General features: G+C 63.7%; 11 protein-coding genes. 8 read left to right on the top strand and 3 right to left on the bottom strand.

The window, feature by feature from the left end; genetic code table 11:
• Positions 1-71: 71 nt before the first annotated feature.
• From BN1136_RS18190 to BN1136_RS18165, 6 genes are all read left to right on the top strand, one after another.
• Positions 72-242 carry a XapX domain-containing protein gene (locus tag BN1136_RS18190; RefSeq protein ID WP_010673027.1) on the top strand — a complete coding sequence of 57 codons (171 nt, stop codon included), beginning with the start codon at positions 72-74 and terminating at the stop codon, positions 240-242.
• A 390-nt stretch (positions 243-632) separates the two neighbouring features.
• Positions 633-1406 (top strand): deoxyribose-phosphate aldolase, encoded by a 774-nt coding sequence (gene deoC / locus BN1136_RS18185; protein ID WP_043757466.1) that lies wholly within the window; start codon positions 633-635, stop codon positions 1404-1406.
• Positions 1407-1489: 83 nt separating this feature from the next.
• Complete coding sequence (gene deoA / locus BN1136_RS18180; protein WP_043757469.1) at positions 1490-2821, top strand: thymidine phosphorylase; 1332 nt, start codon at positions 1490-1492, stop codon at positions 2819-2821.
• A gap of 14 nt (positions 2822-2835) precedes the next feature.
• Positions 2836-4044 carry a phosphopentomutase gene (locus BN1136_RS18175; protein ID WP_043757472.1) on the top strand — a complete coding sequence of 403 codons (1209 nt, stop codon included), beginning with the start codon at positions 2836-2838 and terminating at the stop codon, positions 4042-4044.
• An 80-nt stretch (positions 4045-4124) separates the two neighbouring features.
• Positions 4125-4841, top strand: coding sequence for a purine-nucleoside phosphorylase (deoD, locus tag BN1136_RS18170; protein ID WP_043757474.1), 717 nt, complete (start codon positions 4125-4127; stop codon positions 4839-4841).
• Positions 4842-4968: 127 nt separating this feature from the next.
• Positions 4969-5787 carry an RT0821/Lpp0805 family surface protein gene (locus BN1136_RS18165; RefSeq protein WP_231557908.1) on the top strand — a complete coding sequence of 273 codons (819 nt, stop codon included), beginning with the start codon at positions 4969-4971 and terminating at the stop codon, positions 5785-5787.
• Between the two features lie 86 nt (positions 5788-5873).
• Here the strand turns inward: BN1136_RS18165 and BN1136_RS18160 are convergent, their stop codons facing one another.
• The gene (locus BN1136_RS18160; protein WP_043757475.1) at positions 5874-8120 is read right to left on the bottom strand and encodes a sensor domain-containing diguanylate cyclase; all 2247 of its coding nucleotides are present in this window, start codon (positions 8118-8120) and stop codon (positions 5874-5876) included.
• Between the two features lie 55 nt (positions 8121-8175).
• Positions 8176-8793 (bottom strand): AhpA/YtjB family protein, encoded by a 618-nt coding sequence (locus BN1136_RS18155; protein WP_043757478.1) that lies wholly within the window; start codon positions 8791-8793, stop codon positions 8176-8178.
• Positions 8794-8943: 150 nt separating this feature from the next.
• On the opposite strand from BN1136_RS18155, the gene serB reads away from it, so the two are divergent.
• Both serB and BN1136_RS18145 read left to right on the top strand, forming a co-directional pair.
• Entirely contained in the window at positions 8944-9948 is a 1005-nt protein-coding gene (gene serB / locus BN1136_RS18150) for a phosphoserine phosphatase SerB (protein ID WP_043757479.1), read from the top strand.
• A 28-nt stretch (positions 9949-9976) separates the two neighbouring features.
• Positions 9977-10882 (top strand): alpha/beta fold hydrolase, encoded by a 906-nt coding sequence (locus BN1136_RS18145; protein ID WP_043757482.1) that lies wholly within the window; start codon positions 9977-9979, stop codon positions 10880-10882.
• Positions 10883-10941: 59 nt separating this feature from the next.
• On the opposite strand, the gene BN1136_RS18140 is transcribed toward BN1136_RS18145, so the two are convergent.
• Positions 10942-13317, bottom strand: coding sequence for a PilZ domain-containing protein (locus BN1136_RS18140; RefSeq protein WP_043757485.1), 2376 nt, complete (start codon positions 13315-13317; stop codon positions 10942-10944).
• Positions 13318-13389: the final 72 nt, after the last annotated feature.

The raw sequence follows: 13389 nt of genomic DNA, 5'->3' as shown, positions 1-13389 counted from the left end.
TTCTCGTTTGGGGCGGTGACAACCGTTTTCCTTTCTAGACTAATAATAAAATGAGTCAAATCGGAGGTTCTATGAACGAAGTGCTACTGGCAATGGCCGCCGGCTTTATCGTTGGGGTGTTGTTTTCTTTCCTCAAGTTGCCGATCCCGGCGCCCCCCGTACTGTCCGGGGTAATGGGGATTGTGGGGGTGTATCTGGGGGGGATTGCCTACTCCTGGATCCTGACCCGCTTCTTCTCGTAAGCACCTGTCAGTGCTGGGTTTGCCGGATGTGAGATACCTCTGAAATTGGCAAATCCGGCTTGCAAACACGGGGTATCTCGGCTGAAATAGGCGATGCCAGCAGGGTGCTGGCATTGACTAATGCCCGGTGCATCCGGGTGTTGGCGGTCAAATGGAATTGATTGGGAAGTCGGGTCAGACCTTGTCTGCCTTTCTCAAGTCTTCATGGAACCAAGTCCGCACTTTTGTAAGAAAGTGACAGGGCTCTTGCCTAATTTGCAGCCGTATTGCCTGTGCACTTGCGCTGCAATTCCATATCCCGTTGCGCCGGGATCGCTCCTTGCCGACCTTGGTGTCCGGTGACGGCCGATCGTGGAGGGACGGGGCTTATCAAGACTTTGGAGACATAGCATGACTGATCTGAAACTGGCCGCCCAACGCGCCCTGAACCTGATGGACCTGACCACCCTGAACGATGACGACACCGATCAGAAGGTGATCGACCTGTGCCACAAGGCCAAGTCTCCGGCCGGCCTGACCGCCGCCGTCTGCATCTATCCCCGTTTCATCCCCATCGCGCGCAAGACCCTGCGTGACATCGGTGCTGCCGACGTGCGCATTGCGACCGTGACCAACTTCCCCCACGGCAACGACGACATCGAGATCGCCGTGGCCGAGACCCGCGCCGCCGTGGCCTATGGTGCCGACGAAGTGGACGTGGTCTTCCCGTACCGTGCCTTCATGGCTGGCAATGAACAGGTCGGCTTCGATCTGGTCAAAGCTTGTAAGGAAGCCTGTGGCGCCAAGGTGCTGCTGAAGGTGATCATCGAGACCGGCGAGCTGAAAGAAGAAGCGCTGATCCGCCGCGCCTCCGAGATCTCCATCGACGCCGGTGCCGATTTCATCAAGACCTCCACCGGCAAGGTGCCGGTGAACGCGACCCCGGAAGCGGCCAGAATCATGATGGAAGTGATCAAGGCCAAGAACCCGAGCGTCGGCTTCAAGCCCGCAGGTGGCGTGAAAGACGCCGCCGTTGCCGGCCAATATCTGGCCATGGCCGAAGAGATCCTGGGCAAAGACTGGGTATCCGCCCGCACCTTCCGCTTCGGCGCCTCCAGCCTGCTGGCGAGCCTGCTGGCAACCCTGGGGCACGGCGACAAGCCGGCCAACACCAGCGGTTACTAAGCGACGGCAGGGGGCGGTGTGCCGCCCCCTCTCCGGATCCTGTTCGGTCAGTGTTCGTGCGTGACGCACGGAGGGAATGAAAGATGTTTTTGCCTCAAGAAATCATTCGCAAGAAGCGCAACGGTGAAGCGCTCAGTACCCAAGAGATTCAATTCTTCGTTCAGGGCATTACCAACAACACCATCGGCGAGGGCCAGATTGCGGCCCTGGCAATGGCGGTCTACTTCAAAGACATGACCATGGATGAGCGGGTTGCCCTGACCTGTGCCATGCGCGACTCCGGCATGGTGCTGACCTGGGACCACCTCAATCTGGGTGGCCCCATCGTCGACAAGCACTCCACCGGTGGCGTGGGTGACGTCGTCTCCCTGATGCTGGGCCCCATGGTCGCGGCCTGCGGCGGTTTCGTGCCGATGATCTCCGGCCGTGGCCTGGGTCACACCGGCGGTACCCTGGACAAGCTGGATGCCATTCCTGGCTACCAGACCTCGGTAGACAACGACCGCTTCCTGAAAGTGGTAAAAGAGGCGGGTGTCGCCATCATCGGCCAGACCGGCGATCTCGCACCTGCCGACAAGCGCATCTATGCGGTGCGCGACATCACGGCCACCGTCGAATCCATCGCCATGATCACCGGCTCCATCCTCTCTAAGAAGCTCGCCTCCGGGCTCGAAGCGCTGGTGATGGACGTCAAGGTGGGCTCCGGCGCCTTTATGCCGACCTTTGAGGCATCCGAGGAGCTGGCCAAGAGCATAGTCGCGGTGGCCAACGGCGCCGGCTGCCGCACCTCTGCGCTCTTGACCGACATGAACCAGGTGCTGGCCTCCAGTGCCGGCAACGCGGTGGAAGTGCGCGAGGCGGTGCGCTACCTGACCGGTGAATACCGCAACCCGCGTATCCACGAAGTGACCATGGCCCTGTGTGCCGAGATGCTGATCTCCGCCGGTCTGGCCCGCGATGAGCAAGAGGCCCGTGCCAAGCTGCAGGCCGTGCTGGACAACGGCAAGGCGGCCGAGATCTTCGGTCGCATGGTGACCGGCCTCGGTGGCCCCGCCGACTTCATGGAGCGCTACGACGCCTACCTGCCCAAGGCTGCCATCGTACGCCCGGTGTACGCGGCCAACGCCGGTTTCGTCACCGCCATGGATACCCGTGAACTGGGTCTGGCCGTGGTCGCCATGGGCGGTGGCCGTCGCGCCGCGGGCGACAAACTCGATTACGCAGTCGGTCTGACCGACTTTATCCGCCTGGGGCAGAGCGTCGAGGCTGACAAGCCGCTCGCCCTGATCCACGCTCAGACAGAAGCTCAATTTGCCGAGGCCGCCCGCATGGTGCAGGCTGCCGTCAAGATCGGTGACACCCGACCAGAGGCGCTGCCCGAGGTCTACCGTCGCATCGGTCTGGCTGATTTGTAACAAGGGGAAGTCCCATGAAACGTACCTTTATTCTGATGATGGACTCTTTCGGTATCGGCGCTGCCGCCGACGCCGACAAGTTCGGAGATGTGGGCGCCAATACCCTTGGCCATATCGCCAAGGCCTGCGCCGCCGGCGAGATCGAGGGCCGTGGCGCTCTCAACCTGCCGAACCTCAACAAGCTGGGTCTGGGTCACGCGGGCGAGCTCGCCAGCGGCGTCTTCCCGGCCGGCCTGAAGAAAGATATCGAGGTGATCGGCGCCTACGGCTTCGCCCAGGAGCTCTCCTCCGGCAAGGACACCCCGTCCGGCCACTGGGAGATTGCCGGCGTGCCCGTGCTGTTCGAGTGGGGCTATTTCCACGATCACCACAACAGCTTCCCGCAGGAGCTGCTGGACGCCATCGTCGAGAAGGCCGGCCTGCCCGGGTATCTGGGCAACTGCCACGCCTCCGGCACCCAGGTGCTGGACGATCTGGGCGAAGAGCACATGCGCACCGGCAAGCCGATCCTCTATACCTCTGCCGACTCCGTGTTCCAGATCGCCTGCCACGAAGAGACCTATGGCCTCGAGAAGCTCTATGAGCTGTGCCACATCGTCCGCGAGCTGCTGGAGCCCTACAACATCGGCCGCGTCATCGCCCGTCCGTTCGTGGGCAGTGGCAAGGGCGACTTCAAGCGCACCGGCAACCGTCACGACTACTCCGTGCTGCCGCCGGCGCCGACCGTGCTGGACTACATGAAGGACGCGGGCGGCCAGGTGGTCTCCATCGGCAAGATCGCCGACATCTATGCCCAGCAGGGCATCACCAAGCAGGTGAAAGGCACTGGTCTGGCCGAGCTGTGGGACAGAACCCTGGAAGAGGTGAAAGCCGCCGGTGACAACACCATCGTCTTCACCAACTTCGTGGACTTCGACTCCTCCTACGGGCACCGCCGTGACGTGAAGGGCTACGCCGATGCGCTGGAGTACTTCGACTCCCGTCTGCCTGAGCTGTTCGAGGTGATGCAGGAGGGCGATGTGGTGGTGCTGACCGCCGACCACGGCTGCGACCCGACCTGGAGCGGCACGGACCACACCCGCGAATACATTCCGGTGCTGTTCTACGGCAAGCCGGTCAAGGCGGGCTCCGTCGGTCGTCGCGAGACCTTTGCCGACATCGGTCAGAGCATCGCGGCTTACCATGGTCTGCCCAAGCTGCAATACGGCACCAGTTTCCTGTAATGTACCGGCCCGCCGCCGCGAGGTGGCGGGCAACCCAATAAAGACAATAAAACTCAACCTAGTGTGAAGGAATAAAGAGAATGGCAACTCCTCATATCAATGCGAAAGATGGCGCCTTTGCTGATACCGTGCTGATGCCGGGTGACCCCCTGCGTGCCAAGTACATCGCCGAGACCTTCTTGGAGAACGTCGAGCAGGTGTGCGACGTGCGCAACATGTACGGCTTCACCGGCACCTACAAGGGCCGTCGCATCTCCGTCATGGGCCACGGCATGGGTATCCCGTCCTGCTCCATCTACGCAAAAGAGCTGATCACCGACTACGGCGTGAAGACCCTGATCCGCGTGGGCTCCTGCGGTGCCGTGCGTGAAGACGTGAAACTGCGTGACGTGGTGATCGGCATGGGTGCCTGCACCGACTCCAAGGTGAACCGCCTGCGCTTCAAGGATCACGACTTCGCCGCCATCGCCGACTTCGACCTGGTGGCCAATGCCGTGCAAGCCGCCAAGAACAAGGGCGTCGCCGTGCGCGTGGGCAACATCTTCTCCGCCGACCTGTTCTACACCCCGGATCCCTCCATGTTCGACGTCATGGAAAAGTACGGCATCCTGGGTGTCGAGATGGAAGCCGCCGGTATCTACGGCGTGGCCGCCGAGTACGGTGCCAAGGCGCTGACCATTTGCACCGTTTCCGACCATATCCGTACCGGTGAGCAGACCACCTCCGAAGAGCGTCAGCTGACCTTCAACGACATGATCGAAATCGCGCTGGACTCCGTGCTGCTGGGCGACAACTGATCCCGCCACATCGGTATTCACGCAAAACGGCGACCTCGGGTCGCCGTTTTTTTATTCCTCGTGAGAGTCCGTGGCAGCCAGGTTGCGCTGTCTATACTTTCGGGCAACTCCTCACGAGGCTGACACCATGAAACGAATACATATTTTGACCCCGCTGCTGCTCATCCTGCTGGTGCCCATGGGCTGGCAGGAGGTGGCGGCGGCGGAGGGCAGGCTCCAGCAGAGGGCGACGCAACACAGGGTCCCACAGCACAGGCCGGTACAGCACAAACCGGTCCAGCCCAAGGCGGTGCGCCAGCATACCGCGCCGCGCCAGGTCAATCGGGAGTCGGTCAAGTTCAAGGAGGGCTGGGGCAACGTGCGGGCGCGGGACAAGGCGACCCGCCCGGTTCATTCGAGCGACCGTCAGTTGCATGTTCAGAATCGTCATGTGGATGGCAACCAGATCAAGAATCGTCACATCGACGATCACCGCAAGTTTGACAACAGTCGCGACATCCATGGCAATAACGTGATCATCAACAATCGGCACAACCACATCGTCGTTCCCCCCAACCGGCGCCGGGTCTATCACGACGTGGTGGTGGTGCGCCCCTATGGCCACTGGTACGGGGGCTATGGCAACTACTACGACGACAACGATGCCTGGAAATGGCTGGCCTTCACCGCCATCACCCTGAAGATCCTCGACAACCTGAATGAAGCGCAGCAGCGTGAACACGAGAGCGCCCAGGTCAGGGCAACCACGGCTCCCCTGAACGATCCCATCACCTGGAGCGACGGCAATGCCAACGGTTCGGTGACGGCGGTGCGGGAAGGCACCAGCAACAACGGTCGTTACTGCCGTGAATTCCAGCAGACCGTCAATGTCGGGGGCAAAAAGGAGGATGCGTTCGGTACCGCTTGCCAGAACGCGGACGGTTCCTGGGAGATCGTCTCGGACTGAGAAAATCTCGGGGCGGGGAAACGAGCAGGGAGGCATCACGCCTCCCTGTTTCTTGATGTCTGTCAGTCAGCGCCCTGGCATGTCGGTCACAGCTCGAGGGCAAAGCGCCCCTTGCCAGCCTGCTTGGCCCGGTACATGGCGCTGTCGGCCCGGTGCAGCAGATCGTCGATGTGGCAGTACTGGCCGGAACGGCAGAGGGCGCCACCTATGCTGCCGGCGAGGGGCAGCGGGTGGCCGGCCACGTCGGCGGGCACGGCCATGGCTGCCAGCAGGCGCTCGCACAGGGCGGGCAGCTCCAGCTCTGGCTGGCGCAGGGCGGGCAGTATGATGGTGAACTCGTCACCGGCGAGGCGCGCCACCATGTCGCCAGGGCGCACCTCGGCCGCGAGCACCTCGGCGAAGCGTTGCAACAGGGCATCGCCGACGTGGTGGCCGAGGCGATCATTGATCCCCTTGAAGCCGTCGAGGTCGAGGAACAGCAGGCCCAGGGGCTCGGCGTTCTGATGCACCCGTTCCAGCTCACGGGAGAGGCGCAGGGTGAAGGCGCGCCGGTTGGGCAGGCCGGTGAGGGGGTCATGGGCCGCCTCGTGCTCCAGCTGGTCTTGCAGTGCCTTGTACTCGGTGATGTCGCTGCCGAGGATGTAGACCCCGGGCTCGTCGCCACGACTCGGGATCATGGTGATCCTGAGGTCGCGGCGCCCGATGGGCAGTTCGAAACGGTTCTCAAAGCTCACCTGCTCGCCCGCCACGGCCCGCGCCAGGTGAGTGATGGCCCGATCATAGGCCTCCTCGCCGATGACGTCCCGCACGCTCATCTCCCGCATCCGCTCGGGATCCAGCCCGAAGTAGCGGCAGTAGGCCCGGTTGGCAAACAGGTAGCGCCCCTCGGGGGAGACCATGCTGATGGTGACCGGCAGGCCGTCGGTGATGGCCCGCAGCCGGGCTCGCCCGCGCTCGATTTCGGCCAGCACCTGGCGCCGTGCGCTGATGTCGTGCAGGAACAGGGCGAGGCGCACCTTGCCGTCGAACTGGTAGCGCTCGGCGATCACCTCGACCGGGATGTGGCGGCCGGCGCGCGTACCTATGTCGCACTCGAGACGGCGAGGCGTGGTCTGGGAATGGGTCAAATGAGCCAGCAGAGGGTGCTCGTTGCCGAGCAGGGCGGGCAGGGGGCGCCCCAGCATCTCCTCGGGATGCCAGCCGAGCAGGGTGGTGGAGGCCGGGTTCCAGCCGGTGATGACCAGCGTCTCGTCGAGTTCGAGGAAGGCGTTGCTGGTGTGCTCCAGCATGTGTTGCAGCCGGCGCTGCTCCTGCCACAGGCGCTGCTGCACGGTGCCGCGCTCCTGCATCTCACGATGCAGCTGCTCCACCGTGCTCGACAGCTCGCGGGTGCGTTCGCGCACCTGCTGCTCGAGCCCCTGCTGTAGTTGCAGCAGCTCGGCTTCGACCTGCTTGCGCTCCGTGAGGTCGGCGAACACGGCGATCATGTGGGGGGCCATGGTATGGTTCTGGCACAGGGTCACGCTGAGCTGCACCCAGCAGAGGCTGCCATCGGCCCGGATCATCCGCTTCTCCAGGCGATACTCCTGGCGCTGCCCTGCGAGGAGTGCAGTGAACAGGGCGAGCTCCCTCGGCAGATCCTCGGGGTGGGTCATGGCGTGCCAGGTGCGGCTGAGCATCTCCTGTTCGCTGTATCCGAGCAGCCGTTCCAGCCCCGGGTTGGCCCGTAGCCACCGTCCTTCGACCGAAGAAAGGGCCATGCCCACCGACGCCTGATTGAAGGTGAGGGTGAAAAGGTGGTCCTTGTCCTCCAGCACCTGGTTGAGGCTGCGTACCTGATGGCGTCGCTCCAGATCGTGCAGTGTGCTCTCCACCAGGTGGCCGAAGTCGTCGAGATCGCGGCAGTCTTCCTCGTCGAGGTGGCGCGGTGCATGATCCACCAGGCAGAGGGTACCGAGCACCACGCCATCCAGTGCCCGCAGCGGTCGGCCCGCATAGAAGACCACGCGGGGCTCGTCCGTCACCAGCGGGTTGTCGGCAAAGCGCGGGTCAAGCCTGGCATCCGGCACCTGCATGATGTCGGGGCGCAGGATGGCGTGGCCGCAGAAGGAGTGTTCCCGGCTGATCTCGCACAGTGCGACGCCGGTGCGGGCGAGAAACCACTGCCGGTTCACGTCGGTCAGGGAGACCATGGCGATGGGCAGCGAGAAATGGCGGGTGATGAGCCGGGTGAGGCGATCCAGCTGGTCGATGGGCTCGCGGTCGAGCAGGCCGAGGACGCGCAGTCGCTCCAGTCTGCTGTGCTCGTCCAGCGGCAAGGGGGGGGCAATCATGTGGCTCTCCTGCCAGTCATCCTGTCAGAGTTATATACAAGCGGGCTGGCGCGATCTACCCCCCTTCTTGCGGTGTGACCGGCTTGCTCTGCTTCTTGTGCTTGCGAACCCGCACGTAGTTGCGGCGCACCCCGTAGGAGATGAGCAGGCCGGCAAGCAACATGACGAGCAGCATCAGGCGCTGCTTCTCCTGATTCACCTTGAGGTGGGTATCCTGCGCAGCCAGCAGCTTCTGCTCTTCCAGGGTGATCCTCAGGTAGCCCAGGGTCAGGTTCCCCTCCAGGATCTCCTGCACGAACTGGACGCGCCCCTTGCCCTGTTCCGGCAGGGACTTGTTGTCGGTGCCGATGGGCAGCAGGCTGTCCAGGGGCACGGCCTTGTCCGACTGGGCGAGGGGAATGCCGCGGGCGTCATACAGGGTGACATCCAGGATGTCGGGCTCGGCAGCCAGATCCTGGGCCAGCCTCTCCAGCTCGCTCTCCTTGTCTTCCTTGATCCAGCGCCTCATGTCACGGGCGGCATAGGCGACCAGTGCCTGGGCCCGCTCCCGCGCAGCACTGTGCAGCGCGGCCTGACTCTCTCCCTGCATGTGAATGAGCAGCACCAGCACCCAGAGACCGAGCAGGATCCCCGCCGCCAGGCTGATGACTCGTTTGATGGGAAGGTGACGCACGGCGCAGGCCTCTGGTGATGGATGAACTAGGAAGGCGGACGGCTTGCCCGCCCGGCACGCGGGATCTTGGCGCTTGCCTGTACAAAAAGCAATACGCTACTCTGGGTCGGCATGATGAACCCCATGATTTCCAAGGAAGGCGTCTCTCTTATGTTGTTGTCCCAACTCCCCCGTTCCCTGCACGACTGGTCCACCGCCCTGTGCAGCGCCCCCTGCTGGCAGCTCACTCCCGAAGCCTTGCTGCCGGCGGCCAGTGCCCATGACGGTGCCTGGATCGTCCTGTTTGGCAAGGGGCTGGAGGCCGGTCATCTGGCCCGCCTGGCCGGCCTGCTGGCCAGTCATGACATGGCGGCGAGCCTCTATCCCGTGGGGGGGCAGGCCGGCATTCCCCTGCTGCTGCTCGGGACGGACCGTTTCTCTCCCGAGCTGGTGCAGGCCCTGAAGAGTCAGGAGTGGGACATCGATCTCTGCCATCTGGCCGCCCTGCCCACCCTGAGTGAGCCAGGCCTGCTGGTGATGGACATGGATTCCACCGCCATCCGGATCGAATGCATCGACGAGATCGCACGGCTGGCTGGCGTCGGTGAGCAGGTGGCGGCCGTCACGGCGGCTGCCATGCAGGGCAAGCTGGAGTTCGCCGACAGCCTGCGGGCCAGAGTCGCCCTGCTGGAAGGGGCGCCTGTCACCATCCTCGACGAGGTGGCGGCCGACATGCCCTGGATGCCGGGCCTGCAGCTGATGGTCGATACCCTCAAAGAGGCCGGCTGGAAGGTGGCCATCGCATCGGGCGGCTTCACCCGTTTTGCCGGGGCATTGCAGCGGGCACTGGGTCTGGACGCCATCTTCGCCAATGAGCTGGCGGTGGAAGGGGGCTTGCTGACTGGCCAGGTGAGCGGCGCCATCGTCGATGCCGCCGTCAAGGCCGAGGTGCTGCAGCGCATGGCCGAGGAGCACGGGATCCCCGCCGCACAGACGGTGGCCGTCGGCGATGGCGCCAACGATCTCAAGATGATGGGGGTGGCCGGTCTTGGCATCGCCATCCACGCCAAACCCCTGGTGCGCGCCCAGGCGGCGGCGACCCTCAATCACCACGATCTGGAAGGGGTGCTCTGTCTGCTCGGTGCGCTCGCCTGCCGAGATCTGCGCTGGGGCTGAGTCTGCTCAAGGAGGAGCCGAGAACAAGATGGAACTGTTGCAACAATCCCTGTTCGTCCCCTGCGGCGAACACCGGCTGCACGTACGCCATATCCAGCCCGGTGTGGCCGTGCACGCGGATCCCATTCTGATGGTGCACGGCGCCATCGAGAACGGCCGCATCTTCTACACCGAGTCCGGCAAGGGGCTGGCCTGCTTCCTGGCACGGCACGGTTATCAGGTCTATGTGGCGGACCTGCGTGGCCGGGGGCAGAGCACCCCGGCCATCGCCGAGCGGGCCGGTCACGGCCAGCATGAGCTCATCACCGAGGATCTGCCCGCCCTGCAACGCTGGGTGTCTGCCCGCCATGCCGGTGCCCGAGTGCACTGGATGGCCCACTCCTGGGGCGGGGTCATCATGGCGTCCACCCTGGTGCGCTTCCCCGCGCTGGCGGACGAGATCGCGAGCCTGGTGTTCTTCGGCACCAAGCGGGGGGTCTCGGTACAGAGCCCGGAGCGCTGGTTGAAGGTGGATCTGATCTGGAACCGCCTGGCCCCCTGGCTGGCACGGCACAGCGGCTTCCTTGCGGCTCGCAGGTTGAAGATCGGGGCCGACGACGAGCCCCTGCGCTATCTGCAGGAGACCATTCCCTGGGTGAAGTGCGGCCCCTGGCGGGATCCGTTCGATGGTTTTGCCTATGACGAGGCGGCGGCCGGGGTCAACTGGCCACCGCTCTGGATGATCTCGGCCAAGGCCGACAAGGTGCTGGGCCATCCCGTCGACGTGCGGCGCTTCAGCGACGAGATGGGCTCGGCCGTGCGGCACACCCGCCTCGGACGGGACAACGGCAATCGGCTCGATTACGACCACATCAACATGCTGACGGCGCCCCAGGCCCAGGAGGATCACTTCCCCGAGATCCTCGCCTGGCTGCGCAATCCCCAGGCGGCGTGATACACGAACAACGGGCACCTCTGGTGCCCGTTGTTCGTTGTGGCGCCTGGCTCCACCGGCTAAGGCGTACCTGACGGTATGCCGAGGCGGAACAGGGTGGCCTCGGTGGTGTCGGTCAGCTCAACCACCCCCACGACACTCCACAGCTCCTCCTCCAGTTTCTTGGCCTTGTGAATGGCGAACTTGGCGATGTAGTCGAGCTCGTTGGCGATGAAGCTGGTATCCGGGCGGCCGGTACGGGAGATGCCGACCAGTACCGAGTAGAACTCCCCCTGTTGCAGGGCCAGTTCGATGAAGTGGCGCTTCTGCTCCACCGACACAAAACTGCTGGCCAGGTGGCTGCGAAACAGGGGGGCGCCGCCCTGTGAGTGGAGGTTGGCGATGTAGACCTCCTCCTCTTCCGGCTTGTCTTCCCGAACGATGGTGCGCAGGGGGTCGAGCAGCAGCGTCTTGAGCAGCGCCCCCTGGAGAAGGGGGTAGAGGTTGAGCTGGTCCTCTTGCTCGGCACAGCTTCGCAGCAGCCGGGAGAGGCTGCGCGGCCGGGAAGAGAGGCCGGCTGCGGCCGGCCTGGGGGCCGCCTTGAGTTTGTTCACATAGATAGGGGTATTGAACAGGTGATGGGTATAGAGGTTGCGCAGGGCACGGGCCATGCCGCGATAGCGCTTGTGCTCCACCGTGGTCTTGAGCTTGTTCTGGTTGCTCTCGATGAGCAGGCTGAAGAACTGGTGGCCGATGTGGCGCTCCGCCTCCCCCTCGATGCAGAGGTGCAGCACGGTACGGCTCAGATTGAGGCTGACCAGCCGATAGGGCAGGTGCTGCAGATCCATGTTCCTGGCGAGATCCTGCAAACGGGGCAGGGCGACCCGGATGATGTCCCCCTTTTCCCCGTCGAGGGGCTCCTCCAGCTCGATTTGCATGCCGTGGGCCGAGATGTCGCGAGTCCAGCCGACCCAGGCGCGCTCCTTGTGGCGCAGCACTATGGCTGTCTTGTGTACATAGCGGGCCTCCTTGCGCAGCTGCACATAGTGCAGCGTCTCTGTCTCGAAGGGGACGGCATGAATGTCGTGGCCAAAGCGCTGCAAGGCGTTGGCATTGTGGGTCTGGCTGGCGTCGAACTGGAATTCGTCGCGCTGGGTGTCGAGCCCGATCTCCTGCAGCATGCCCACATAGCCCAGGCGGCCGAGCCGCTCGCGTAGCAGCATGTCCTGCAGGTGGTGCCCTGCGCCGCCCTTCTGGCTGTCGAGGTCGGCTTCGTGCAGCGTGCAGGCCTCCAGGCTGAATTTGTAGACTCGCCAGCTGGGGCGGCGGGAGCCTATCTGGAAGAACAGGGCCGTCAGCCCGCTCTGCTCCAGCTCCTCCCGGGTGGCGGAGAAGAAGTAGAGGTGGCTGCGCACCGAATGGGTGAAGCTGTAGATCAGGGTTTCGCGCAGCCCCTCCTTGCCCGGCAGCAGGGAGGGCATCCGCGCCGCCGTGAACAGGGTGGCGAGCATGTCGCGGTTCTTGGCGTCGCGCCAGTACTCGAGGATGTGCTGGTTGTTCTCGGTGCGCAGGGCGATCTCGAGGGCCGGGGTGCTGCCCTTGCCGAAGAAGAGCGGCATGCCCGTCATGCGCGGCAGATAGAACTGCTCATACCCCTTGATGACGGCGGCCGACAGCAGGTAGTCGACGCTGACCCGGTAACGGCTTCGGTTGCGCTCGATGAAGTCGCGCAGGAGGTCGTCGAAGGCAGGGGTGTCGCCGCTCTTGAGCAGGCGGAGCCAGTATTTGCCCTCTTTCTGCTCCTCCCCCAGGATCTGGTAGCCGATCGGCTGGCGCAGCATGGGGTGGGGGTGCTCACGCTCCAGGCCGGTGAAGAAGACGTCGACCTGATCGCCGCTCTGGTATTGGGGCAGATAGGGCACCGAGACCCGGATCCCGCCGAGGGAGATGTCCGAACTCTTGGCCTGCAGTTTTTCCCCGCTGGCCAGGCGCAGCACCATGGGGGAGCTGAAGTGCATGCGCTCCTCCTGGCGGCCATAGTGGCTGGCGAAGGGTATGGCGCTGACATCGAAGGCGCGAACTGGGTTGAGCGGCAGGGCGAGGTTGTCGCTGCGCCCCTGATTGAGCTTGTACCAGGCTTGCAGCGTCTCGTAGACCCCCAGGGTATAGCTGTCCCGGTAGAGGTAGCACTGGGACTGAAACAGCTCGATGGCCTCGGCAGGCATGAAGTGGATCACCCCGTCGAACTCGTGGACATGGCAGAGGGCACCGAGCTCGTTGCGCATGTCGATCACGCGCCGGCAGGGGGTACACTTGCGCTTGAGCTCCATCTTCAGCAAGAAACGACTGTTGGTATTCTCGTTCTGGGTCAAGCGGTTGAAGATGTCGTCGAAGTCCTTTTCCCGAAGCAGGGGGACGAGTTGTTCTATCAGGTGTAGGGGCTGTTCTGAATCCATGTATTCCTGCCGCGGAAAGTCACTTTTCCGATTCTGGGTTTGATCTGTCGGTCGCAAACCAGTATATCAAGC

This window comes from Aeromonas taiwanensis (assembly GCF_000820165.1).
Taxonomy (GTDB): domain Bacteria; phylum Pseudomonadota; class Gammaproteobacteria; order Enterobacterales; family Aeromonadaceae; genus Aeromonas; species Aeromonas taiwanensis.
The sequence above is the reverse complement of the archived record's forward strand: the minus strand, read 5'-3'. Positions and strand labels throughout refer to the sequence as shown.

Excerpts from the sequence above, each read along its gene's own strand:
- deoD (WP_043757474.1), top strand. The coding sequence starts at position 4,125 with ATGGCAACTCCTCATATCAATGCGAAAGATGGCGCCTTTGCTGATACC.
- BN1136_RS18175 (WP_043757472.1), top strand. The coding sequence starts at position 2,836 with ATGAAACGTACCTTTATTCTGATGATGGACTCTTTCGGTATCGGCGCT.
- BN1136_RS18160 (WP_043757475.1), bottom strand. The coding sequence starts at position 8,120 with ATGATTGCCCCCCCCTTGCCGCTGGACGAGCACAGCAGACTGGAGCGA.
- deoA (WP_043757469.1), top strand. The coding sequence starts at position 1,490 with ATGTTTTTGCCTCAAGAAATCATTCGCAAGAAGCGCAACGGTGAAGCG.
- BN1136_RS18145 (WP_043757482.1), top strand. The coding sequence starts at position 9,977 with ATGGAACTGTTGCAACAATCCCTGTTCGTCCCCTGCGGCGAACACCGG.
- BN1136_RS18190 (WP_010673027.1), top strand. The coding sequence starts at position 72 with ATGAACGAAGTGCTACTGGCAATGGCCGCCGGCTTTATCGTTGGGGTG.
- BN1136_RS18165 (WP_231557908.1), top strand. The coding sequence starts at position 4,969 with ATGAAACGAATACATATTTTGACCCCGCTGCTGCTCATCCTGCTGGTG.
- deoC (WP_043757466.1), top strand. The coding sequence starts at position 633 with ATGACTGATCTGAAACTGGCCGCCCAACGCGCCCTGAACCTGATGGAC.
- serB (WP_043757479.1), top strand. The coding sequence starts at position 8,944 with ATGTTGTTGTCCCAACTCCCCCGTTCCCTGCACGACTGGTCCACCGCC.
- BN1136_RS18140 (WP_043757485.1), bottom strand. The coding sequence starts at position 13,317 with ATGGATTCAGAACAGCCCCTACACCTGATAGAACAACTCGTCCCCCTG.